Annotated in this window: 24 protein-coding genes; 7 read left to right on the plus strand and 17 right to left on the minus strand. The window is 68.9% G+C overall.

Going from position 1 to position 20,660, the window contains the following annotated elements:
• Positions 1-9: 9 nt before the first annotated feature.
• The gene (locus tag AB0I15_RS08030; RefSeq protein ID WP_358091682.1) at positions 10-825 is read right to left on the minus strand and encodes a hypothetical protein; all 816 of its coding nucleotides are present in this window, start codon (positions 823-825) and stop codon (positions 10-12) included.
• 250 nt (positions 826-1,075) lie between these two features.
• On the opposite strand from AB0I15_RS08030, the gene AB0I15_RS08035 reads away from it, so the two are divergent.
• On the plus strand, positions 1,076-1,444 hold the full coding sequence (locus AB0I15_RS08035) for a hypothetical protein (RefSeq protein ID WP_358091684.1): 369 nt from the start codon (positions 1,076-1,078) through the stop codon (positions 1,442-1,444).
• Between the two features lie 55 nt (positions 1,445-1,499).
• Here the strand turns inward: AB0I15_RS08035 and AB0I15_RS08040 are convergent, their stop codons facing one another.
• The 3 genes from AB0I15_RS08040 to AB0I15_RS08050 form a co-directional block, all read right to left on the minus strand.
• Positions 1,500-1,832, minus strand: a complete 333-nt coding sequence (locus tag AB0I15_RS08040; RefSeq protein WP_358091686.1) for a DUF4326 domain-containing protein — start codon at positions 1,830-1,832, stop codon at positions 1,500-1,502.
• Positions 1,833-1,838: 6 nt separating this feature from the next.
• Positions 1,839-2,360: a hypothetical protein gene (locus AB0I15_RS08045; RefSeq protein ID WP_358091688.1), complete on the minus strand. Its 522-nt coding sequence runs from the start codon at positions 2,358-2,360 to the stop codon at positions 1,839-1,841.
• Between the two features lie 743 nt (positions 2,361-3,103).
• Positions 3,104-3,595 (minus strand): NUDIX domain-containing protein, encoded by a 492-nt coding sequence (locus AB0I15_RS08050; protein WP_358091690.1) that lies wholly within the window; start codon positions 3,593-3,595, stop codon positions 3,104-3,106.
• A 265-nt stretch (positions 3,596-3,860) separates the two neighbouring features.
• Between AB0I15_RS08050 and AB0I15_RS08055 the strand changes: the two genes are divergently transcribed.
• Positions 3,861-4,190 (plus strand): helix-turn-helix transcriptional regulator, encoded by a 330-nt coding sequence (locus AB0I15_RS08055; protein ID WP_358091692.1) that lies wholly within the window; start codon positions 3,861-3,863, stop codon positions 4,188-4,190.
• Between the two features lie 345 nt (positions 4,191-4,535).
• Here the strand turns inward: AB0I15_RS08055 and AB0I15_RS08060 are convergent, their stop codons facing one another.
• Positions 4,536-5,699: an acyl-CoA dehydrogenase family protein gene (locus tag AB0I15_RS08060; protein ID WP_358091694.1), complete on the minus strand. Its 1,164-nt coding sequence runs from the start codon at positions 5,697-5,699 to the stop codon at positions 4,536-4,538.
• Between the two features lie 125 nt (positions 5,700-5,824).
• On the opposite strand from AB0I15_RS08060, the gene AB0I15_RS08065 reads away from it, so the two are divergent.
• Positions 5,825-7,138 carry a UDP-glucose/GDP-mannose dehydrogenase family protein gene (locus AB0I15_RS08065; RefSeq protein WP_358091696.1) on the plus strand — a complete coding sequence of 438 codons (1,314 nt, stop codon included), beginning with the start codon at positions 5,825-5,827 and terminating at the stop codon, positions 7,136-7,138.
• Positions 7,139-7,279: 141 nt separating this feature from the next.
• Here AB0I15_RS08065 and AB0I15_RS08070 read toward each other — a convergent pair whose 3' ends face one another.
• The 3 genes from AB0I15_RS08070 to AB0I15_RS08080 are packed head-to-tail and all read right to left on the minus strand — an operon-like array spanning position 7,280 to position 9,875.
• On the minus strand, positions 7,280-8,161 hold the full coding sequence (locus AB0I15_RS08070; protein WP_358091698.1) for a GNAT family N-acetyltransferase: 882 nt from the start codon (positions 8,159-8,161) through the stop codon (positions 7,280-7,282).
• 41 nt (positions 8,162-8,202) lie between these two features.
• Positions 8,203-8,730 carry a 5-(carboxyamino)imidazole ribonucleotide mutase gene (purE, locus tag AB0I15_RS08075; RefSeq protein ID WP_358091700.1) on the minus strand — a complete coding sequence of 176 codons (528 nt, stop codon included), beginning with the start codon at positions 8,728-8,730 and terminating at the stop codon, positions 8,203-8,205.
• Entirely contained in the window at positions 8,727-9,875 is a 1,149-nt protein-coding gene (locus AB0I15_RS08080) for a 5-(carboxyamino)imidazole ribonucleotide synthase (protein WP_358091702.1), read from the minus strand. The genes purE and AB0I15_RS08080 overlap by 4 nt, the downstream gene beginning before the upstream one ends.
• Positions 9,876-10,278: 403 nt before the next feature.
• Between AB0I15_RS08080 and AB0I15_RS08085 the strand changes: the two genes are divergently transcribed.
• Positions 10,279-10,761 carry a GtrA family protein gene (locus AB0I15_RS08085; RefSeq protein WP_358091704.1) on the plus strand — a complete coding sequence of 161 codons (483 nt, stop codon included), beginning with the start codon at positions 10,279-10,281 and terminating at the stop codon, positions 10,759-10,761.
• Here AB0I15_RS08085 and AB0I15_RS08090 read toward each other — a convergent pair.
• Positions 10,745-12,022 (minus strand): ATP-binding protein, encoded by a 1,278-nt coding sequence (locus AB0I15_RS08090; protein ID WP_358091706.1) that lies wholly within the window; start codon positions 12,020-12,022, stop codon positions 10,745-10,747. The two genes, AB0I15_RS08085 and AB0I15_RS08090, sit on opposite strands and share 17 nt — an antisense overlap.
• Before the next feature lie 3 nt (positions 12,023-12,025).
• Positions 12,026-12,694, minus strand: coding sequence for a response regulator transcription factor (locus tag AB0I15_RS08095; RefSeq protein ID WP_043620820.1), 669 nt, complete (start codon positions 12,692-12,694; stop codon positions 12,026-12,028).
• A 272-nt stretch (positions 12,695-12,966) separates the two neighbouring features.
• Between AB0I15_RS08095 and AB0I15_RS08100 the strand changes: the two genes are divergently transcribed.
• Positions 12,967-13,656, plus strand: a complete 690-nt coding sequence (locus tag AB0I15_RS08100) for a GNAT family N-acetyltransferase (protein WP_358091708.1) — start codon at positions 12,967-12,969, stop codon at positions 13,654-13,656.
• Positions 13,657-13,692: 36 nt separating this feature from the next.
• On the opposite strand, the gene lgt is transcribed toward AB0I15_RS08100, so the two are convergent.
• Positions 13,693-14,523 carry a prolipoprotein diacylglyceryl transferase gene (gene lgt, locus AB0I15_RS08105; RefSeq protein WP_358091710.1) on the minus strand — a complete coding sequence of 277 codons (831 nt, stop codon included), beginning with the start codon at positions 14,521-14,523 and terminating at the stop codon, positions 13,693-13,695.
• Between the two features lie 112 nt (positions 14,524-14,635).
• Between lgt and AB0I15_RS08110 the strand changes: the two genes are divergently transcribed.
• On the plus strand, positions 14,636-15,775 hold the full coding sequence (locus AB0I15_RS08110; RefSeq protein WP_358091712.1) for a sensor histidine kinase: 1,140 nt from the start codon (positions 14,636-14,638) through the stop codon (positions 15,773-15,775).
• Positions 15,772-16,404 (plus strand): response regulator transcription factor, encoded by a 633-nt coding sequence (locus tag AB0I15_RS08115; RefSeq protein ID WP_358091714.1) that lies wholly within the window; start codon positions 15,772-15,774, stop codon positions 16,402-16,404. The genes AB0I15_RS08110 and AB0I15_RS08115 overlap by 4 nt, the downstream gene beginning before the upstream one ends.
• A gap of 150 nt (positions 16,405-16,554) precedes the next feature.
• On the opposite strand, the gene bfr is transcribed toward AB0I15_RS08115, so the two are convergent.
• The 6 genes from bfr to AB0I15_RS08145 all read right to left on the minus strand — a co-directional run bounded on the left by bfr (position 16,555) and on the right by AB0I15_RS08145 (position 20,636).
• Positions 16,555-17,040, minus strand: coding sequence for a bacterioferritin (gene bfr / locus AB0I15_RS08120; protein ID WP_358091716.1), 486 nt, complete (start codon positions 17,038-17,040; stop codon positions 16,555-16,557).
• A 25-nt stretch (positions 17,041-17,065) separates the two neighbouring features.
• Positions 17,066-17,242: a (2Fe-2S)-binding protein gene (locus tag AB0I15_RS08125; RefSeq protein WP_358091718.1), complete on the minus strand. Its 177-nt coding sequence runs from the start codon at positions 17,240-17,242 to the stop codon at positions 17,066-17,068.
• Between the two features lie 116 nt (positions 17,243-17,358).
• Positions 17,359-17,979, minus strand: coding sequence for an MBL fold metallo-hydrolase (locus tag AB0I15_RS08130; protein WP_358091720.1), 621 nt, complete (start codon positions 17,977-17,979; stop codon positions 17,359-17,361).
• Positions 17,976-19,064 (minus strand): S-(hydroxymethyl)mycothiol dehydrogenase, encoded by a 1,089-nt coding sequence (locus AB0I15_RS08135; protein WP_358091722.1) that lies wholly within the window; start codon positions 19,062-19,064, stop codon positions 17,976-17,978. The genes AB0I15_RS08130 and AB0I15_RS08135 overlap by 4 nt, the downstream gene beginning before the upstream one ends.
• A 15-nt stretch (positions 19,065-19,079) precedes the next feature.
• Entirely contained in the window at positions 19,080-20,054 is a 975-nt protein-coding gene (locus AB0I15_RS08140; RefSeq protein ID WP_358091724.1) for an adenylate/guanylate cyclase domain-containing protein, read from the minus strand.
• Positions 20,055-20,123: 69 nt separating this feature from the next.
• A complete protein-coding gene (locus AB0I15_RS08145) occupies positions 20,124-20,636 on the minus strand; it encodes a PH domain-containing protein (RefSeq protein ID WP_358091726.1) in 513 nt (170 codons plus the stop codon).
• Positions 20,637-20,660: the final 24 nt, after the last annotated feature.

The following is a 20,660-nucleotide window of genomic DNA, read 5'->3' on the forward strand; positions in this document are numbered from 1 at the left end:
GGCGGCACCCTACAACTCCGGTTTGTCGTCCACCGTCCGATCCGGCTCCGGGCCGGGGGAACGCTCGGCGAGGACGATGGCCTGAATCATTCTGTCTATCGAGGCGTCCTTGCTGCCGTCCGACAAATGCGCGAGCAGCCGTTCCGCGGCCAGATACCGGAAGAACTCCTTCGGCTGGTCGAAGTAGGAGCGGAGATGACTGGCCGCGTTCTCCTGCGATCGCAGGAAAGTGCGCCCTATGTAGGCCGACAGCGCGCCCCCAAGACCTCCGAGCAGGCCGATGGTGATACTCGCCGTGCCGGACTTCGCGTTGAAGGCCAGCAATGATGCGGCGGCGATGACCACGAACCCGAGCGAGATGGCCAGTTGGGCGCTGACGAAGCTCACACCGGCCTGACGTGTGGCGATCTCATGGTAAATGCGCAGCCGGGCCTCGGTGAGCCCCCAGAGCCGGCCCAGCTCCAATTCATTCGAGGCCATCAACCTCGCCTCTTCACTTCCGATCTGCGCCGATCGGGCGATGAGATATCGGTCGATGAAATTCCGCCTCCTGGCGATCAGGTAGAGGGCGCCCAGGATCGGTGCGATCAGCCCGGAGCCGACGATGACCGCCGTCAAGAGCGTGAGCGACGGCCCCGCCGCCACAGCCGACAGGCACGCCTGCTCACCGGCTTCGTTCATGTCGGCCATCTCCGCCGGATCCAGGCCTTCGACGGTGAGAAACTCCGCGCAGCGACTCTCGATACCGGCCGTCACATAGGAGTGGTAGCTGAAAGCGAACATCCAGAGTGCGACCGCGAGCGCGACCGAGAACGAAACGACCACTAACGCGGTTCTGCGTTCTCTGGAGCCGGACCAGGCGTCCCGGCCATATGCGCGGCCAGGGTCTATCGCGACGGCTGCGTCCCGCGAGGATCTGTCTTCAGGTGACTCGGCCCGTCCCGCCATGACCGCCAGTCTCCCCTACGGGATTGCGCGTCTCCAGTGCGGCAGGAACAGATCGACAGGGCCGGACCCTCCGTACGCGACTCCTGGTCGACGGCCTTGACCGCGTCACGCCCGATACGCTGGGCCGGTGTCCTGGACGCTCGAAACCCCCGACGGCCGGTCCCTGAACGTCAACGCGTGGAACTGGCGGCCGACCCTGGAACTGCTGGAGAGCTCCGGCGTTCTGGACGCCGACACCGCCGAGTTGCTCGGGTACAACATCCTGGTCGAGCTGAGCGGCGAAGACGCCCAGCGGATCGCCGCCTTCCTGGAGACCTACCTGGCGACCGCTCCCACCGGCGGACGGGTCATGCTCGACGGCTCGGTCACCACCGAACCCGACACTTTCGAGTTCCACCGGGAAGACCTCGCCCGCAACTACGCGGCGACGGTCGAATGGCTGACCCGTTTCCGCGACTTCTGCCTCACCGCGACAGACGGCTTCGCCTGCTGCTGACCGCCCCGTTCCAGAGGACTATGAGACCGCTGGATCCGCATACCGGTCACCACCCTCAGGGCTCCGCTCCCGCGACCACCCCCAAGAGCACCTCGGCATGACACTCCTGCTCCAGCGAGCACCAACACGCCAGGTCCGTGCCGCCGAGCTCCTCCCGCGCCCGCTCGACCAGCTCAGGATGCTGACGCAGGTGTTCCCGGTAGAGCTCGATCACCTCATGCCGCTCATGGATCCGCCCGCCACAAGCCCGGCATCCTCGTCCCCCAACGCTGTGCGGGCTGCTGAACGGACTGGCCTTCAGACCCGGCGCGGCCCTGCCGACATAGACCGCACCCTCAGGAACACGCCCGTGATACCTGTCACCCTCGACCTTCACCCGGCGCGCCATACGACGTCACCCCTCCCCTCCCCCTGGTCCGGCCGAGCGCTCGACGCTCGCCGGCCACTCATCCCGGACAAAAGGCTTCGCTGCGCGAATGAAGTCATAGATCAAGGCTCTGGAAGCCGATCTGGCCTGACTCATTTGCGCGCTCTGATCCGTACAGTCCATGCCATCGATCGCACTCAGAGCCGCCCGCCCCTTGTCGATCAAAGTCTCGTCATCGGTCAGGAGCTCCACCCGGAAGAGCGCCTCAAGAGCCGCCGACCGCAAGCGTTGTTCTTCCCGGCGGAGCTCCACCAAATCCGGCCGGTCGGGATGATCGTGACGCGTGAACCAGAGATCCATCTGGGCCCGCCGGTAGTTGGTGAGAGCGCCGCCAAGCGCGCAATAGGCCTCTATGCGCTCCGCTCGAAGCCGCTCACTCCGCGCGGAAAGATCGGCCTGCCTGGCCGTTCGCCGTTCTAACAGATGATTCAGGGCCGCCCCCAGAAGGGTGCCCAGCACGGCGACCACGCCTGCGGCGACAGCTTCCATGGCCCCATGAAAACACGGCGCCACGACCATTCCCCGGATCCGCCCGGCACCCTCACAGACCCCGGCGATCTCCGGCCCTCGATACGTCCACCAGCGAAAACAATTCGATCACCGGAGTGAGCAACGGCTACCCTGGCGGGCGTCTCGCATCACCTCTCGCCGCTCCCGGTGCTCCCACGGAAAACGGCGACGGACGAAGAGCGGAGCTTGGAGGCAACCGTGGCCATGCCGAAGAAAGGCTCGCGGCTCATCACCGTCGACGGCGCCGCCTACCGCTGGCGCGTCAGCCACAGGCCGGACCACCGCCCGAGCAACGACCGGAAGCCTCTCACGTTCGCCGTCGAGCGAGCCGAGAAGCCGGAAGGCGTGCTCATGGTCTCGCTCCCCTGCGCCCGGCCGGACAACACGGTAGGAGAGCGAACGATCGTGGTCCGCCCCGTCCTCGTCGCCGGATGCGTCCAGCGGGCTCTGGACCAAGGATGGAACCCAGGACACCGGGGCCTACGTTCACCCTCACCATCGCCGAAGACGAACTGCCCGCGCTCCTGGGCGGCCCACCCCGATACCTGATCCCCTTCCTCTGGGGCATGATCCCGGAAGGCGGCAGCATCAGGGATCTCCCCCGAGCCACCCAGATCTGGAGCCGAGACGAACCGGGCACCAACCAGACCCCTTCCACACCGTGAGGAGGAGGCCGGGAACGGGGACGGCTGCCGTACCGCAAGGTCCGGGACCGCGCCGGATCAGTGAAGTTGTCCGCTCTGGTGGAGCTGATCGAAGATGATCTGGTCGACCGGAGCCACACGGTCGCGATCGGCGTAACTCAGCCAGACGACTTCCTCGATCTCGCTGCTGGGCGTGGGCACTCCGTGATGGTCGGCGCTGTAGCAGGTCATCTGCACGGTGACGCCGTCGGTGTGACCGTGCGCTTGAGCCTGATACGTGCCCACATGAGTGGCGCTGGCGGGGTCGATGGTGACGGATAGCTCCTCGTCGATCTCTCGGATGAGGGTGTCGAGGTCGCTTTCACCGGGCTCACGCTTGCCACCCGGGAGGTAGTAGACGCTCTTGCCCCGTGACCGGGTGCTGAGAATCTTGCCGTTGTCCAGGTGGATCCAGGCGATCTTGTCGATGATGCGGCTCACCATGTGCTCCTCGTCGTTGGGGACGTTCGAGAATTTTCCCATCGATGAAGATCGCCATAGCGCGAACACGGGCGACCAGACGAGATGCATTGACCATGCACCCAGAACGCTCGACGACCGTTCTCTGAGCGCGTCCGGCGCCGAGCGCCGGTTACGAAGCGCCCAGGCTCGCGGAAGCGAACCGAGATTAGAATCGTGTTCGTCTTCGATCCGGACAGGAAGCCATCTTCCTTGTAGCCAGCGACAAGGCCGGCAGATGGTCGCGCTGGTACGAGGAGGCGATCCCATTGGCCAAAGCACGCTACGCCGAGTACCGCGCCGCGAAGTCGGCTGAGACGAAGAGGGAGGACAAGCGATGAGCCCAGGACGCAACTGGCGTGAAGTCAAGGCGGAAGCGCACCGGTTGTACCCCGAACTGGCCGACCCGCAGCGGCAGGCTGTCGCCGATGCGCAACTGGATGCCTACGTCGCCGGCCACCATCTGAAGGAACTGCGCAAGTCTGTCGGCAAGACGCAATCCGAGGTGGCGGCTGCTCTTGGGATCTCACAAGCACGCGTCTCTCAGATAGAGAACGGTGATCTGGACTCGATGGAGCTCGAGACCATCCGCGCCTACGCAGCTGCTCTCGGTGGCCACGTCGATGTGACGATCAGCGTCGGACCTCACTCGGTACGGGTCGCTTGACCATGAACCGACCGTCGATCGGCATGCGACATCCCTCGGCCTCTAGCGTTGTAGGTGATCCGTCCTGTGGTTCGAATAGCCAGAACCCGACACTCTGCTCCGTCCTGACCGCACACGTACTGGTTCGGCCCACTCCGCTGGCCTCGGCACGGACGAACACCGGGGGAGGCTGCCCCAGAGCCTTCCAAGAGCGCTGCGTTAGCAAGAGTGTGTGCAGTAGTCCTGACGAACAAAGAAGCTCAAGATCACGGAACAGGGACGGAACAGGCGGACACCGAAGATCAGCCAGCGTTTCAGCAGACCCGGCCCACCACTCCAGGAGGGCCGGGTTCAGCATGTCAACGCCTACTTGAGGAGCTGGCGGGCCATGACCATGCGCTGGATCTGGTTGGTGCCCTCGTAGATCTGGGTGATCTTGGCGTCGCGCATCATGCGTTCCACCGGGAAGTCCTTCGTGTAGCCGTACCCGCCCAGCAGTTGCACCGCGTCCGTCGTGATGTCCATTGCCGCGTCCGAAGCCGCGCACTTCGCCGCGCTCGACAGGAACGTCAGGTCCTTCTGGGGCTTGCCGTTCATCGCGAGTTCCGACTTCGCCGCCGCGTGGTACGTGAGCTGCCGCGCCGCCTCGAGCTTCATGGCCATGTCGGCGACCATGAACTGCAGGCCCTGGAAGTCGGCCACCGGGCGGCCGAACTGCTTGCGTTCCTTGACGTAGCCGATCGCGAAGTCCAGTGCCCCCTGCGCGATGCCCAGGGCCTGGGCGGCGATCGTGATGCGGGTGTGGTCGAGGGTGGCGAGGGCCGTCTTGAAGCCGGAGCCCGGGGCTCCGATCATGCGGTCCGCCGGGATGCGGACGTTGTCCAGGATGACCTGGCGGGTGGGTGAGCCCTTGATGCCGAGCTTCTTCTCCTTGGGGCCGAAAGAGACGCCCTCATCCGACTTTTCCACGACGAAGGCGGAGATGCCGCGGGCGCCGGCCGACGGGTCCGTCACCGCCATCAGGGTGTAGTACTCCGAAACGCCGGCGTTGGTGATCCACATCTTGGTGCCGTTGAGGACGTACGCGTCCCCGTCCGCCACCGCGCGCGTCTTCATGGCCGCCGCGTCCGAGCCCGCCTCCGGCTCCGACAGCGCGTACGAGAACATCGCCTCGCCCCTCGCCACCGGCGCCAGATACCGGGACTTCAGTTCCTCCGAGGCGGAGAGCAGGAGCGGGACCGTGCCCAGCTTGTTGACGGCGGGGATGAGGGAGGACGAGGCGCAGGCGCGGGCCACCTCCTCGATGACGATCACCGTGGCCAGAGCGTCCGCCCCGGCGCCCCCGTACTGCTCAGGGACGTGTACGGCATGCACGTCGGCCGCCACGAGCGCCTTGTAGACGTCCCAGGAGAACTCCTCGGTTTCGTCGATCTCGGCGGCGTGCGGGGCGATCTTGTCGTCGGCCAGGGCGCGGACCGTCTCCCTGAGCATGTCGTGCTCTTCGGCGGGCGCATAGAGAGGGAAGCTCATGCATCGAATACTAGGACGTCCGACCATCTTGTTACCAGCCGGTACGGTTTGCGAAGAGAAGCAGGTGGCACGTACGAGGTAGCGAAGGCCGGTAGCATGCCTGCGCGATCGAAAGGAGCTCACTCGTGCCATATCGCCTCACGGTGATCGGGACTGGATACCTGGGCATCACTCATGCGGCCTGCATGGCGGATCTCGGGTTCGACGTCCTGGGCCTCGATATCGACGCTGACAAGATCCACCGGCTGAACGCGGGTGAGCTACCCATCCACGAACCCGGCCTCGAAGCGGTGCTCCGCCGCGGACTGGCCAGCGGCCGGCTGCGCTTCACCACCTCGTACGAGGAGGTCGCCGCCTTCGGCGACGTGCACTTCGTCTGCGTGGGCACACCGCAGAAACGTGGCGAGTATGCCGCAGACGTTACTTATATGGACAACGCGTTCGAGTCCCTGGCCCCGTACCTCGATCGGGCGTGCCTGGTGGTGGGCAAGTCCACCGTCCCCGTGGGCACCGCCGAGCGACTCTCGGACAAACTGGCGCGCCTGGCTCCGGCCGGCGGCGAGGCCGAGCTGGCCTGGAACCCCGAGTTTCTGCGCGAGGGTTTCGCCGTCCAGGACACCATGAACCCTGACCGCATCGTGCTCGGCGTACGTTCGGAACGTGCGGAGAAGGTGCTGCGTGAGGTCTATGAGCCGCTGGGCGACGTTCCGATCGTGGTGACCGACTTCGCCACGGCCGAGCTGGTCAAGACGGCCGCCAACGCGTTCCTGGCCACCAAGATCTCCTTCATCAACGCCATGGCCGAGGTCTGCGAGGCCGCGCACGCCGACGTCCAGCTCCTGTCCCAGGCCCTGTCGTACGACGACCGCATCGGCGGCCGCTACCTCAACGCCGGGCTCGGCTTCGGCGGCGGCTGCCTGCCCAAGGACATCCGGGCCTTCATGGCCCGCGCCGGCGAGTTGGGCGCCGACCAGGCGCTGACGTTCCTGCGCGAGGTCGACGCCATCAACATGCGCCGCCGCGCCCGCATGGTCGACCTGGCCAGAGAGCTGGCCGGCGGCTCCTTCCACGGCTGCACCGTGGGCGTGCTGGGGGCCGCGTTCAAGCCGAACTCCGACGACATCCGCGACTCCCCCGCGCTCGCCGTCGCCGTCGCGATCGGGCACCAGGGCGGACAGGTCACCGTGTACGACCCGATCGCGCTCGACAACGCTCGTAAGGCTCATCCCGAGCTGCACTACGGCGAGTCGGCCATCGAGGCGGTTCGCGGGGCACATGTGGTGCTGCTGCTCACGGAGTGGCAGGAGTTCCTGGAGCTCGACCCGGAGGAGCTGGGCGAGGCCGTCGCCACCCGGCGCATCGTCGACGGGCGCAACGCCCTGGACTCCGAGGTCTGGCGCTCCGCAGGCTGGCACTACCGCGCCCTCGGCCGCCCATAAAAGCCCCCGCAAAACCCCGCAAACCCCACAAAGCCCGCGCATGGCCCCCGCAAAGCTCTCCGGGTCAAAGCCCCACTGAAAGACTCCGCAAAGCCCCTCTGGAAGCCCCCGTAAGAACCGGAAAGGCGTGCGAGCCGCTCCTCAGCCCAGGTGGCGTACCCACTGGGTGACCAGCGGGCGGTAGCCCCGGCGTGCCCAGAACGGGGTCGAGAGCGGGTTCGGCAGCGCGTGGTGGAGCACCATTGACGACACGCCCTGCGCCGCCGCCTCACTGTGGGCCACCTCGGTGAGCGCGGCGCCGACGCCCTGGCCGCGTACGGACGGCTCGACGTACATGACGCCCAGGTACGCCACCGGCGCGTCGTTCACCGACCGCCCGATCCACCCCGACCGCGCCGGCGGCTGGACGATCACGCACCCCACCGGCCGCCCGCCCGATTCGGCCAGCCAGCACCATTCCAGCGGCAGCACCTCGGCCGCCACCGACTCCCGGATCCGCTCCTCGGTGGACGCGCGCACGGCCACCCAGCCGAACTGCGCGTCGTAGGCCACCAGCCGCGTGTACATCCGCACCACGGCCTCCAGGTCGTCCCCGCTGGCCCGGCGCACGGTGGCGGTCGTCACCGCGTGCTCGCCCAGCCGCCGTACGGCCGCCACCGCGACCGGCGCGAACCCCCGGACGGCCAGGGCCCTGACCGGCGCGGTGTCCAGGCTCGGCCACGACACGCTCAGCGCCTGCCCCGGCTCGTCACGGCGTATGCCCGCCAGCCATCGATCGAGCAGCCCGCCGAGCGCGGCCTCCGGGTCGGGTCCGCCGGCCCGCGCCTGGAGCCGGTGGACGACCAGCGGGGACCAGGAGGCACGCATGGAGCCGGGGTCGATCCGGTCCACGGCGGCCAGTCCCACGGCGTGGCGGGTCTCGATCAGCGTCTCGACGCCGGACACCGGCAGTTCGTCCTGGCCCGCGACGAGGGGGTCGGCGGCGCGTACGCGGGCGGCGTGACCTCTGATCGGATCGTCCATCCCGGCACCCTAGCCGCCGGGATGGACGTGAAAGAAGGGCTTCAGAGCTGGGCGGCCTCGGCGCGCAGCCGCTCGCCCTTGGCGTACGCCTGCTCCTTCAGCCGCTCCTGGAACTCCTCCATGCGCTCGCGCAGCGCGGCGTCGGAGGCGCCGAGGATGCGTACGGCCAGCAGCCCCGCGTTGCGGGCCCCACCGACCGCGACCGTGGCGACCGGCACCCCGGCCGGCATCTGCACGATCGAGAGCAGGGAGTCCATGCCGTCGAGGTATTTCAGCGGCACCGGCACCCCGATGACCGGCAGCGGCGTGACGGAGGCCAGCATGCCGGGCAGGTGGGCGGCCCCGCCGGCGCCGGCGATGATCACCTTGATGCCGCGCGCGGCGGCCTGGCGGCCGTAGTCGATCATCTCGGTGGGCATGCGGTGGGCCGAGATGACGTCGGCCTCGAACGGCACCCCGAACTCCGCGACCGCCTCGGCGGCGGCCTTCATGACCGGCCAGTCGGAGTCGCTCCCCATGACGATGCCGATGCTCGCCCGCGTCCGGGAGTCCCCACTCGGATCGATCATGCGTATTCCCCCGTGGTCAGGTAGACGGCGGCGTGGCGGGCGCGGGCGCGTACCTCGTCGAGGTTGGAGCCCAGGGCCGTGACGTGGCCGATCTTACGGCCGGGGCGTACTTCCTTGCCGTAGAAGTGCAGCTTGATGCCCGGGTCGTGGGCGAGCACGTGTTCGTAGCGCTTGAACAGGTCGGGGTCGTCGCCGCCGAGCAGGTTGGCCATCACCACGATCTGGGCGGTCATCTTCGGCGTGCCGAGCGGCAGGTCGAGCACCGCCCTCAGGTGCTGCTCGAACTGCGATGTCGTCGAGCCCTCGATCGTCCAGTGCCCGCTGTTGTGGGGGCGCATGGCCAGCTCGTTGACCACCAGCCCGCGCGCCGTCTGGAACATCTCCACCGCCAGCAGCCCGGTCACCCCCAGCTCGTGGGCGATCTTCAGGCCGATGCGCTGGGCCTGCGCGGACTGCTCCGCGTCGAGGCCGGGCGCGGGTGCGATCACCTCGACGCAGATGCCGTCCTGCTGAACGGTCTCCACGACCGGATAGCTCACGCCCTGCCCGTGCGGCGAGCGGGCCACCAGCACCGCGAGCTCCCGCTCGAACGGCACGAACGCCTCGGCCATCAGCTCGACCCCGCCCGCGAACGCCTCGGCCGCCTCCTCGGGTGTCCGGCACACCCACACGCCACGGCCGTCGTAGCCGCCGCGCACCGCCTTCAGCACCACCGGCCAGCCGTTCGCGGCCGCGAAGGCCGTGACGTCGTCCACCGAGGACACGCGGGCCCAGGCCGGGCAGGGCACGCCGATCGCGGTCAGGCGCTCGCGCATCACGGCCTTGTCCTGGGCGTGCACGAGCGCGTCGGCTCCGGGGTGCACGACGTAGCCGTTGGCGGCCAGCGCCCTGATGTGCTCGGTCGGCACGTGCTCGTGGTCGAACGTGATCGCGTCGCATCCTTTGGCGAAGTCGCGGAGGTCGCCAAGATCGCGGTAATCTCCAATGCGCGTGTCGACGATCACCCGCGCGGCGCTCTCGTCAGGGGTGTTGGCCAGCACCCGGAGCTCGACGCCGAGCGCGATGGCGGCCGGCTGCGACATCCTGGCCAGTTGACCAGCGCCGATGATGCCGACGACCGGCCCGATGGGACTGTAGGAACTCACGCCAGGTGAGCTTACCGGGACGGAGTGCCTCTCTCCGCCGCGCATCGGGCGGCGAGGGCCACGTGCCGGCCACGTGACAGCCACGCGATAACCACGTGAGGTCCCACGATGACCACGTGACAGCCACGCGAGGTCCGCACGAGGTCCACGCGGTGGCCGGGTAAAGGACCGTTCGAGGGCTGGACGGCCGTTCCGGGTCGCCGATGGGCACGACCGTCCAGCGTTTCGCGCGCCCTCGATCTGCCACCGCAGCGTAACGCCCGCCTTTGGGAAATACCTGACATAGCCGATATTTCGATGGATGGTCTTCGAAGGGTATGTTCGTCGGGCTGACACCGGACGTACATCATGGCCGGTACGCTGGGGCGGACAGGCTTGACGAGAGAAGGGACCGAACAGAGACGTGGACTTCGCCAAACGCCTCCACGAGCGGTTCCGGTCTCTGGTGCACGAGCTCGCCAAGTTCGGCAGCATCGGGGCCGTCGCGTTCCTGATCGACCTCGGGCTGCTCAACCTCTGCAACCTCGCGCTGGGCTGGGGTCCGCTCACGTCCAAGGTCGTGGCGACGACGATCTCCACCACGTTCGCCTACATGGGCAACCGTTTCTGGACCTTCCGGCACCGCGAGCAGAGCGGGCTGGGCCGCGAATACTTCCTGTTCTTCCTGCTCAACGGCATCGCCCTGCTGTTCGGCATGCTGACGATCGGCTTCACCACCTACACACTCAACCTGCACGACACGCTCAGTTTCAACATCGCCAACATCGTCGGCGTGGGGCTCGGCACCCTGTTCCGCTTCTGGTCCTACAAGAAGTGGGTGTTCCTCGAGGCCACCGAGCCGATTCCGGTCGAGCTGCCCGAGGCCGGGGTCAAGCAGGACCGCTGACCACGCGGCCCCTGCCGTCGTCCTCGGCCGGGCGCAGGAAGATGGCGAACGTCGCCGGGCGGCGACGCACCAGTTCCAGTCTCCCGCCGTCGGCCGCGGCCAGCGCGCGGGCCAGGGTGAGCCCGAGCCCGGTGCCTCCGCCACCGCTGACGTTCCGCTCGAAGATCTTGGGCGCGATCTCGTCGGCGATCCCCGGGCCCTCGTCGGCGACCTCGATGACCACGTAGTTGTCACCACTGGTGGTGGTGACGGTGACGGCTCCGCCGCCGTGGCGCAGGGAGTTCTCCAGCAGGGAGGCGATCACCTGGCCGAAGCCGCCGGTGGTGGCCATCGCCTTCAGGCCGCGCGTTCCCTCCAGCCGCAGCGTACGGCCCGCGTCGCGGAAGACCGGGTCCCACTCCCTGATCTGCTGGATGAGCACGTCGTCGATCGCCGTCGGCTCGGCCTGCGCGTGCCGCTGGCGGCGGGCGGCGGCCAGCAGTTCGTCGATCACCGCGGTGAGCCGCTCGGCCTGCACGATCGCGGCCTCGCCCTCCTCGCGTACGACGTCCGGCTCGCCCGAGGCGGCCACGATCTCCTCCAGGCGCATGGTGAGACCGGTCAAGGGGGTGCGGAGCTGGTGTGAGGCGTCGGTGGCGAACTCGCGCTCGCGGGTGAGCAGGTCGGAGATGCGGGTGGCACTGCGGTCGAGCACCTGCGCCACGCGGTCGAGCTCGGGGATGCCGTAGCGGTGTTTGCTCGGCCGCGCGTCGCCGGAGCCCAGCCGGTCGGCGATCTTCGCCAGGTCCTGCAGGGGCAGCGTCAACCGGCGTGACTGCACCACGGCCAGGCTGACGGCCACCGCCAGGGCGGCGACGGCCAGGGCCACGATGAGCAGCAGGCGGGCGCGTACGTCCTGTTCGACCTGATCACGGTCGCGACTTATCCGGACATATACGCCGGTGTTGGTCTGGGCATCCTCGGTCATCAGGTGACCTGACGCCGGGGGGCTGCCGACGACGGTCACCCTCAGGGGGGTTCCGCGTTCCCAGATCTGGATGTATCGGCCCGGGTATTTCTGCTCCAGTTGCTGAGGGTCGAGCGGCGTCTCCTGGACGCGGGCGTACTCCACCTCTCCCACGAGACGCTTGGCTTCCGCCCCGAGCTCTTGAGCCGCCTCATCGACGATCAGACGGCTGACGACGACGCCTAGGGGGACCCCCAGCAGCAGGACCGCGATGACCGCGACGACCAGGGTGGAGGAGAGCAGTCGGCGGCGCATCTCCTACTCGCGCTCGAACCGGAAGCCGACCCCCCGGACAGTGGTGATGTAGCGAGGCTTGGCCGCGTCGTCGCCAAGCTTGCGGCGCAACCACGAGATGTGCATGTCGAGCGTCTTGGTCGAACCCCACCAGTTCGTGTCCCAGACCTCTCGCATGATCTGCTCGCGGGTGACGACCTTGCCGGCGTCGCGAACCAGGACGCGCAGCAGGTCGAACTCTTTGGTCGTCAAATGCAGCTCCTTCTCCCCCATCCAGGCGCGGCGGGAGTCGGCGTCGATGCGCACGCCCTGGACGACCGGGGTCTCGGAAGTGCCCCGGCGTAGCAGCGCCCGCACTCGGGCGAGCAGCTCGGCCAGCCGGAACGGCTTGGTCACGTAGTCGTCGGCGCCGGCGTCGAGCCCGACGACGGTGTCGACCTCGTCGACGCGGGCGGTGAGTATCAGAACCGGAGTGCCGTGGCCCTCCGCGCGAATCCGGCGGGCCACCTCCAGGCCGTCCATCTCAGGAAGGCCAAGGTCGAGAACGATGAGATCGATGCCGCCCGACAGGGCCCTCTCCAGGGCCTGCGGGCCGTCGGGACTCACCTCAACCTGATAGCCCTCGCGGCGCAGCGCACGCGCGAGTGGCTCGGATATCGAGGTGTCATCCTCGGCGAGAAGTACGCAGGTCATAAAGCGATCGTAGGACCTTAGGCGATCGTTTCCCGGGCACAGCGCGCGGTTTGACTCGTCGTTGACCTATCCATTGACCTGGGCAAACACGACTAAAATACGGTTGGTCGTGATTAAATTACCGCCGTTTTGGGCCCGGGGATCATCGGCTGATCATGCCCAGCCGCGAAAACGCTCAACCCTTTGCCCGGGGAGAGCCGCCGATCGAATTCACATTTCGCCGAAAAATACGCCGTTGCCGATGAATAGCGGGATGCTGCGATCATGATGACATGTCCTCCAACGCCCTGGATCGAGCCCGCGAGATGTGGGCCGTCCTCACCCGTGTCCCTGCCGTCTTCCCCGAGCGGGGCGGCGTGTCGGTGGTGGTCGCGCCGGAGTCGCGGCTGTGCCCGCCGGGATGGGCGGGGGTGGTCGTGCTGGACGGGGGCGCCCTGGCCAGCGTGCCGAGCTCCGACCTGGCCGAGCCCTTGCGCGACCGGCTGAACGGGCAGAGCCGTCTTGCTGACCTGGGGCCGGCCGCGTCGGAGGTGCTCGGGCCGGCGTCGCTGGCCTACCTGGACGCGGACGACTTCACGCAGGCGGGGGCCGAGGCCGAGCGGCTGCCTGCGGGGCATGCCGACGTACGGGCCCTGCTGGCGGCCGTGCCGGAGGCGGAGGCCGAGGAGTGCGGTCTCGCGGACGCCACCTCCACGGTGTTCGTGAGCCGGGTGGGGCGCGAGGTGGTGGCCGCCTCCGCGTACTCCGTGGTGGTGGGGACGGGGGCGCACATCTCCGTACTGACCGCGACGGCGCACCGGGGGCGGGGGCTGGCCCGGAAGGTGGCGTCGGCGGCGGTGCGGGACGCGCTGGGGCGCGGGCTGCTACCCCAGTGGCGGGCCCGTCCCGAGGCGTCCAAGCGGGTGGCCAGGGCGCTCGGGTTCCGTGAGTACGGGGAACAGATCAGTCTGCGGATGGACTGACGGTCCGGGGCTCCGGGCTCGGCCCGCTTCGTCCCGTCACGCGTGTCCAGGAGGAAGCCCGCCGCCGGGCCGATCCGCCGGGGCGGCCTTTCGCGTGGCGACCAGGTAAGTGACCGCGGCCGTGAAGCCGAGCAGCGCGGTCCAGACGTTGAGGCGCAGACCGAGGATGTGGTGGGCGGGGTCGATGCGGAGCCACTCGATCCAGGCGCGACCGGCGGTGTAGGCGGCGGCGTAGAGAGCGAAAGTACGGCCACGGTCGAGCCGGAACCGCCGCTCGGCCCAGAGCACGAACCCCGCCACGCCCAGGTTCCACAGCGACTCGTAGAGGAAGGCCGGATGGTAGGTGGCGGTGGACTCCATACCGGCCGGCCGATGGGCGGGGTCGATCTCCAGCGCCCAGGGCACGGTCGTCGGGCCGCCGTACAGCTCCTGGTTGAACCAGTTGCCCCAGCGGGCGATGGCCTGCCCGAGCGCGATCCCGGGCGCGACGGCGTCGGCGAAGTCGCGCAGCGCGATGCCGCGCCGGCGGCAGGCCAGCCACGCGCCCACCGCGCCGCCCGCGACGGCGCCCCAGATGCTGATCCCGCCCTCCCAGATCGCGAACGCGCGCAGCGGCTCGTTGCCGGGGCCGAAGTACTGCTGCCAGTCGGTGGCCACGTGGTAGAGCCGGGCACCGACCAGGCCGAACGGCACGGCCCAGGTGGCGATGTCCCCGACCGTGCCGGGCTCGCCGCCGCGGGCGACCCAGCGGCGCCGGGTCACCCAGATGCCGACGAGGACGGCGAGCAGCATCAGCAGGGCGTAGGCGCGGATCGGGAGCGGGCCGAGATGCCAGACGGCCTGGCTCGGGCTGGGGATGGCGGTCACGCCGTCGAGTCTGGTTCCGGCACGGCGGTGCCCGCATCGAGCGGAATGCCGATTACGCGATCAGTCGACTGGTTGATGCCGAATGGACGGGTGGTTGATTATCGTCGGCGGTGTGGAGTCCTGGGAGCGGTCGCGGCGCCGGTGGCAGCACGCCTTCTTCGCCTCATGGCTGGTGCTGACCTCGGCCGGACCCCTGACGGAGACGGGCCAGGTGCTCCCGGTGGTGCTGGTGGCCGGGCTGGCCGCCTGGTACGCGATGTGGTTCGTGCTGCGCACGCCGCCCCCGGACGACGTGCCCCTGCCGTACGTGCTCGGCGGTGGGCTGCTGTGGCTGGGGCTGTTCGCCATCGACTCCTCCTTCCTGGTGGTCGTGCTGAGCGTGCTCGTGCCGTACTGCATGGACGCCGTGCGGGTCGGGCTGGTCGCGGTGGTGTCGTGTGCCGGGGGCTGGCTGTGGCACCGTTTCCACATGACCGGGTCGATCACCTGGGACGAGATCGTCATCGCCCCGCTGATCGCGATCAGCGGGGCCGCCGCGGTCGGGTACATCAGCTCGGTGTCCCGGCAGAGCGCCGAGCGCAAGCGGCTGCTCGACCGGCTGCAGGCCGCGCAGGAGGCGCGGGCGGCGGCCGAACGGCAGGCGGGCGTGGCGGCCGAACGGCAGCGGCTGGCCCGCGACATCCACGACAGCCTGACCCAGGGGTTCGCCAGCGTGGCGATGTTGCTGGAGGCGGCCCAGGCGACCCTGCCGGAGAACAAGCACCTGACCCAGGCGCTGCGGGCGGCACGGGAGAATCTGGCCGAGAGCCGCCGGGTGGTGAGAGCGCTGCGACCCGGCCAGCTCGACGAGTGCGGCCTGCCGGAGGCCCTGCGTCGGCTGTCCGGCCGGCTGTCGGACGAAACCGGCATCGACGCGCACACCGTGATCACCGGCAAGCTCCGGCCGCTCGAAGCCCAGGCGCAGGCGGAGTTGCTGCGCGTGGCGCAGGAGGCGGTCGCCAACGTTCGCCGCCATGCCCGCGCCGAGCAGGTCACGCTGACCCTGTCGTACATGGAGGATCTGGTCGTGCTCGATGTCCACGACGATGGCGACGGCTTCGACCCCGGGCGGGCCGCCTCCGGGCACGGCCTTTCGATCATGCGGGAGAGGATGGAACAGCTCGGCGGCACGCTGCTCGTGGAAAGCGCCCCGGGCGCGGGCGCCACGGTGGTGGCCAGCCTCCCGGTGGCGGCTTTGAGCGGGGCACGATGACCGTCCGGGTGCTGATCGCCGACGACCACCCGGTGGTCCGCGACGGCATACGGGCGATGCTCGGCACCCAGGACGACCTGGAGGTGGTCGGCGAAGCGGTCTCCGGCGCGGACGCGGTACGGCTGGCGCGCGACCTGCGGCCCGACGTCACCCTGATGGACCTGCAACTGCCCGAGATCGACGGCGCGACGGCGATCGGCCTGATCCGCGAACACGACCCCGACGCCAAGGTGATCGTCCTGACCACCTACGACACCGACGGCGACATCTCCCGCGCCATCGACGCGGGAGCCATCGGCTACATGCTCAAGGACACCGGCCGTGAGCAGTTGTTCGACGCGATCCGGGCGGCGGCGCGAGGGGGCAGCGCCCTGTCGCCGGCGATCGCGACCCGCGTGTTGTCATGGGCGCGTGCCGATGCCCCCGACGCCCTCAGCGGCCGGGAGGTCGAGGTCCTCGGCGCGGTCGCCCAGGGGATGAGCAACAGGGCCATCGCCGCCCACCTGTGCATCAGCCAGGCCACGGTCAAGACCCACCTGCTGCACATCTTCGCCAAGCTCGGCGTGGACGACCGCACCGCCGCGGTGACGGTCGCCGCCTCCCGCGGCATCATCAGGCTGGGCGGTTAGCCCCTTCAGCCGAGATCAGCGACGAGCCGGCTGCCGCCGGTTCCAGCCAACGGGGTGGGATCGGCGTCTTTCGACATTCGGGCCCCAAAGTGGGGGAATCCCACGCGTGCGGCGGGTGGGCGGAGGTCGGCTCACCCGCCCGTGCGCGGGTCAGTCGTCGACCGAGGGGGGTTCGGCGTAGCGGGCCAGGTAGAGCTGCTCACCCAGGCTGCGGATCAGGTCCAGCTCCGTCTCCAGGTAGTCGATGTGCGTCTCCTCGTCCTCAAGGATCTCCTCGAAGATCCGGGCCGAGGTGACGTCGCCCTTCTCGCGCATGAGCTGGATGGCCGGACGCAGGCGCTGCACCACCGACAGCTCCACCTCCAGGTCCGCCCGCAGTTGCTCCTCGACCGTCTGGCCGATGTGCAACGTGCCCAAGCGCTGGTAGTTGGGCAAACCCTCCAGGAAGAGGATGCGATCGGTCAGGCGCTCCGCGTGGCGCATCTCGTCGATCGACTCGTCGCGGGTGTGCTTGGCGAGCTTCGTGTATCCCCAGTTCTCCTGCATCTTGGCGTGCAGGAAATACTGGTTGATCGCGGTGAGCTCAGCGGTCAGCTGTTCGTTGAGCAGCTCGATGATCTGCTTGTCGCCCTGCATGAACGGGCCCCTCGTCGCTATCCGGCTATGCGGTCGTCAGTTCTTCCGACCGTTTCAGGATGGCACAGATCTTCCGTACACAACGGGCACAGTCCCCACCAGCACCAGTGGTGTCGCGGACCTGCTTCGCACTCTTCGCCCCGGAGGCGATGCAGTCGTGGACCTCATTCTCGGTCACAGCACGACAAACGCATACGTACATCCAGGGATAGGCCTCTCACGAAGGGCGGGCACCATTAGGTTAGGCACACCTAAGGTAACCCACTTTGGTAAGGCTTGCCTACGTTGCGTGGGTCACAATTTTCTACCGTCCCCCCGTCAGTGGCCTCGCGCGATCCATTCCTCCAGGTGGGGAGCCTCCGCGGCGATCGAGGTCGAGTCACCGTGACCGGTGTGAACGACGGTCTCGGCGGGCAGGGTGAGCAGCCGGTCTCTGACCGAGTCGATGATCGTGTCGAACGAGCTGTAGGACCGGCCGGTCGCCCCGGGCCCGCCCTTGAAGAGCGTGTCGCCGCTGAACAGCACGTTGAGGTCGGGGGCGTGCACGCAGACCGCGCCCGGCGCGTGGCCGGGCGTGTGCAGCACCTGCAGCGTGATGCCGCCGACCGCGAGCTTCTCCCCGTCGGCCAGCGGCTGGTAGGGCACCTCGTCGCCGTACTGCTGCTCCCACAACACCTGGTCGCCGGGGTGCAGCCGGATCGGCGCCCCCGTCAGCTCGGCCAGCTCACGCGCGGCGTTGATGTGGTCGTTGTGCGCGTGCGTGCACACGATGGCCAGGACCGTGCGGCCGCCCACCCGCTCGGCGATCGCCCTGGCGTCGTGGGCCGCGTCGATGATCACGACCTCCCGCGCGTCGCCGACCAGCCAGATGTTGTTGTCGACGTCCCAGGTGCCGCCGTCGAGTGAGAACGTGCCCGAGGTGATGACCCGGTCGATCACGGGAAGACCACCACCGAGCGCAGCACCTCGCCGCGGTGCATCTTCGCGAACGCCTCTTCGACCTGGTCGAGCGCGATGGTCTCGCTGACGAACTTGTCGAGGGGCAGCCGGTTCTGCAGGAACAGGTCGATCAGCATGGGGAAGTCGCGCGAGGGCAGGCAGTCGCCGTACCAGGAGGACTTCAGCGCGCCGCCGCGGCCGAACACGTCGAGCAGCGGCAGCTCCAGCCGCATCTCCGGCGTCGGCACCCCGACCAGGACCACCGTGCCGGCCAGGTCGCGGGCGTAGAACGCCTGCTCGTAGGTCTCCGGCCGTCCCACCGCCTCGATGACCACGTCGGCGCCGTTGCCGCCGGTCAGCTCGCGTACGGCCTCGATGGGGTCGTTCTGGCGCGAGTTGACCGTGTGCGTGGCCCCGAAACCGCGCGCCCACTCCAGCTTGCGGTCGTCGACGTCCACCGCGATGACCTTGGACGCGCCCGCGAGCGAGGCCCCCAGGATCGCGGCGTCGCCGACGCCGCCGCAGCCGATGACGGCCACGGTGTCGCCGCGCGTCACCCCGCCCGTGTTGATGGCGGCGCCGATGCCCGCCATGACGCCGCACCCGAGCAGGCCCGCCACCTGGGCGGGCGCGTCGGCGGACACCTTCGTGCACTGGCCGGCGGCGACGAGGGTCTTCTCCAGGAACGCGCCGATGCCGAGCGCGGGCGACAGCTCGGTGCCGTCCTTGAGCGTCATCTTCTGGCTCGCGTTGTGGGTGTTGAAGCAGTACCAGGGACGGCCGCGCAGGCAGGCGCGGCACTGGCCGCACACGGCCCGCCAGTTGAGGATCACGAAGTCACCGGGCGCCAGCCCCGTGACGCCCGTTCCGACGGCCTCGACGACGCCCGCGGCCTCGTGCCCCAGCAGGAACGGGAAGTCGTCGTTGATGCCGCCTTCCCGATAGTGCAGGTCGGTATGGCAGACCCCGCAGGCCTGGACGTTCACCACCGCCTCGCCCGGCCCCGGGTCGGGGACGATCACCGTCTCCAGCGAAACTTCCTGGCCCTTGCCTCGGGCGATGACGCCCTGCACTTCGTACGGCATGCCAGCCATCTTGGGTCAGGAGGTTGATCTCCGCAAGACATAGGGCTGGACCACGCCGAGCCCTCTCGCCGGACGGCGCCTGATCTTGTGCAGCACGTAGCCGTCGTGCCCGTCGAGACCCGCCGCCAGCTCGGGGTCGACCAGGATCGTGCCCGCCTTCGCGATCGCGGTGAGCCTGGCCGCGAAGTTGACGGTCGTGCCGAAGACGTCGCCCATCATGGGCACCACCGGCCCGTACGCCAGCCCGACGCGCAGCTCGTCCGTCTCGACCAGGTCGAGCGCGATGGCCGCCGCCTGGGCCGGGGTCGGCGCGGTGAACAGCACCTCGTCCCCCAGCGTCTTGACCAGCCGGGCGCCGTGGGTGGCCACGACGTCGGAGGCCCGCGCCTCGAACCCCTCCACCAGGCGGGCCAGCGCCTTCTCGTCGAGCTCCCTGGCCCGCCGGGTGAACGACACCAGGTCGGCGAACCCCACCGCCATCGGCACGCGGGTCGGCACCGGCTCGTCGCTGACGTCGGCGATGGCCAGCAGCCGGGTGCCCGCGGCGGCGAGCTGGTGCCGCCAGACGTGGACCAGCACGTGCTCGAAGTCGGGCATCAGGATCTGGGCCGTCTCCAGCACCGCGTCCACGTCGGCCTCGGCCGGCTCGTCGGGCAGCATCGTGCCCATCATGATCTCGGCCTGCCACTGCGCCAGCCGGGCCGTGGTCTGACCCAGCGCGCGGGCCATGCGGATGACCGTCGGCTCGTCGAGCAGGCCGCCCTCGATCATCCCGCGCACCCGGCGCAGCGCGCTGACGTCGGCCTCGGTGAACGCCACGGCGTCGTCGGCCCGCTGCGCGAAGCCGAGCGCGCGCCAGATCCGCTCGGCCAGCTCCTGCGGCACGCCGGCCTCGGCCGCGACCTCAGAGCGCGTGAAGCGGGGCGCCTGGCCGACGAGCAGCCGCTCGATCTCCTCGGCGCTCGGGCGGCCGGGGCGGGGTTCGGTCACGCAAAGGAGGCTACTTCAGCGACTCTCGGCCTCGCCGCCCGGCGTGAGGAGGCCGCGCGGGAGGCGACGTCAGCGGCCGTCGACCTCGCCGTCGGACACGTCCTCGACGAGCCTGAACAGGTCGGTGCGGACGTCCTGGATCCTCGGGATGTCCTTCAGCACGATCTCCCCGCGGTCTCCGGCCGACTCGACGGTCAGCGTGCCGCATCCGAGCATGCGCTCGGCCAGCGTCTGGTCGGAGCTCACCGTGTTGACCTTGGCGATCGGGATCTCGTCGGTGGACTTGTTGAGCACGCCCGTGCTGATCGTGAAGCGGTGGGTGGTGAGCACGTAGCCGGTGTTCTTCCACTGCAGATAGGGCACGAACGACCAGATCGTCAGCAGGATGAGGCCGATGACGACGGCGGCGATCCTGGCGTAGCCGGCGTAGGCGAAGTCGTTCGGAATGAAGTACAGCGCCGCGCCCGAGGCCGCGGCGATGAGGATCAACGCGAGGAAGGGGACGATGAGCCGCTTCCAGTGGGGGTGGAAGGATCGGACGCGCCGCTCACCCTGCGTCAGATGGTGGTCGGGAAGGGTCATGGGCAAATGGTGCCACCATCGCCA

Source organism: Nonomuraea sp. NPDC050643 (assembly GCF_040654715.1).
GTDB lineage: Bacteria > Actinomycetota > Actinomycetes > Streptosporangiales > Streptosporangiaceae > Nonomuraea.

Coding starts and splice junctions, on each gene's coding strand:
- purE (WP_358091700.1), bottom strand. CDS start 8,730: ATGATCGATCCGAGTGGGGACTCCCGGACGCGGGCGAGCATCGGCATC.
- AB0I15_RS08115 (WP_358091714.1), top strand. CDS start 15,772: ATGACCGTCCGGGTGCTGATCGCCGACGACCACCCGGTGGTCCGCGAC.
- AB0I15_RS08095 (WP_043620820.1), bottom strand. CDS start 12,694: ATGACCTGCGTACTTCTCGCCGAGGATGACACCTCGATATCCGAGCCA.
- AB0I15_RS08060 (WP_358091694.1), bottom strand. CDS start 5,699: ATGAGCTTCCCTCTCTATGCGCCCGCCGAAGAGCACGACATGCTCAGG.
- AB0I15_RS08055 (WP_358091692.1), top strand. CDS start 3,861: ATGAGCCCAGGACGCAACTGGCGTGAAGTCAAGGCGGAAGCGCACCGG.
- AB0I15_RS08100 (WP_358091708.1), top strand. CDS start 12,967: ATGTCCTCCAACGCCCTGGATCGAGCCCGCGAGATGTGGGCCGTCCTC.
- bfr (WP_358091716.1), bottom strand. CDS start 17,040: ATGCAGGGCGACAAGCAGATCATCGAGCTGCTCAACGAACAGCTGACC.
- AB0I15_RS08070 (WP_358091698.1), bottom strand. CDS start 8,161: ATGGACGATCCGATCAGAGGTCACGCCGCCCGCGTACGCGCCGCCGAC.
- AB0I15_RS08135 (WP_358091722.1), bottom strand. CDS start 19,064: ATGCCGTACGAAGTGCAGGGCGTCATCGCCCGAGGCAAGGGCCAGGAA.
- AB0I15_RS08045 (WP_358091688.1), bottom strand. CDS start 2,360: ATGGAAGCTGTCGCCGCAGGCGTGGTCGCCGTGCTGGGCACCCTTCTG.
- AB0I15_RS08090 (WP_358091706.1), bottom strand. CDS start 12,022: ATGCGCCGCCGACTGCTCTCCTCCACCCTGGTCGTCGCGGTCATCGCG.
- AB0I15_RS08040 (WP_358091686.1), bottom strand. CDS start 1,832: ATGGCGCGCCGGGTGAAGGTCGAGGGTGACAGGTATCACGGGCGTGTT.
- AB0I15_RS08125 (WP_358091718.1), bottom strand. CDS start 17,242: ATGTACGTATGCGTTTGTCGTGCTGTGACCGAGAATGAGGTCCACGAC.
- AB0I15_RS08050 (WP_358091690.1), bottom strand. CDS start 3,595: ATGCATCTCGTCTGGTCGCCCGTGTTCGCGCTATGGCGATCTTCATCG.
- AB0I15_RS08145 (WP_358091726.1), bottom strand. CDS start 20,636: ATGACCCTTCCCGACCACCATCTGACGCAGGGTGAGCGGCGCGTCCGA.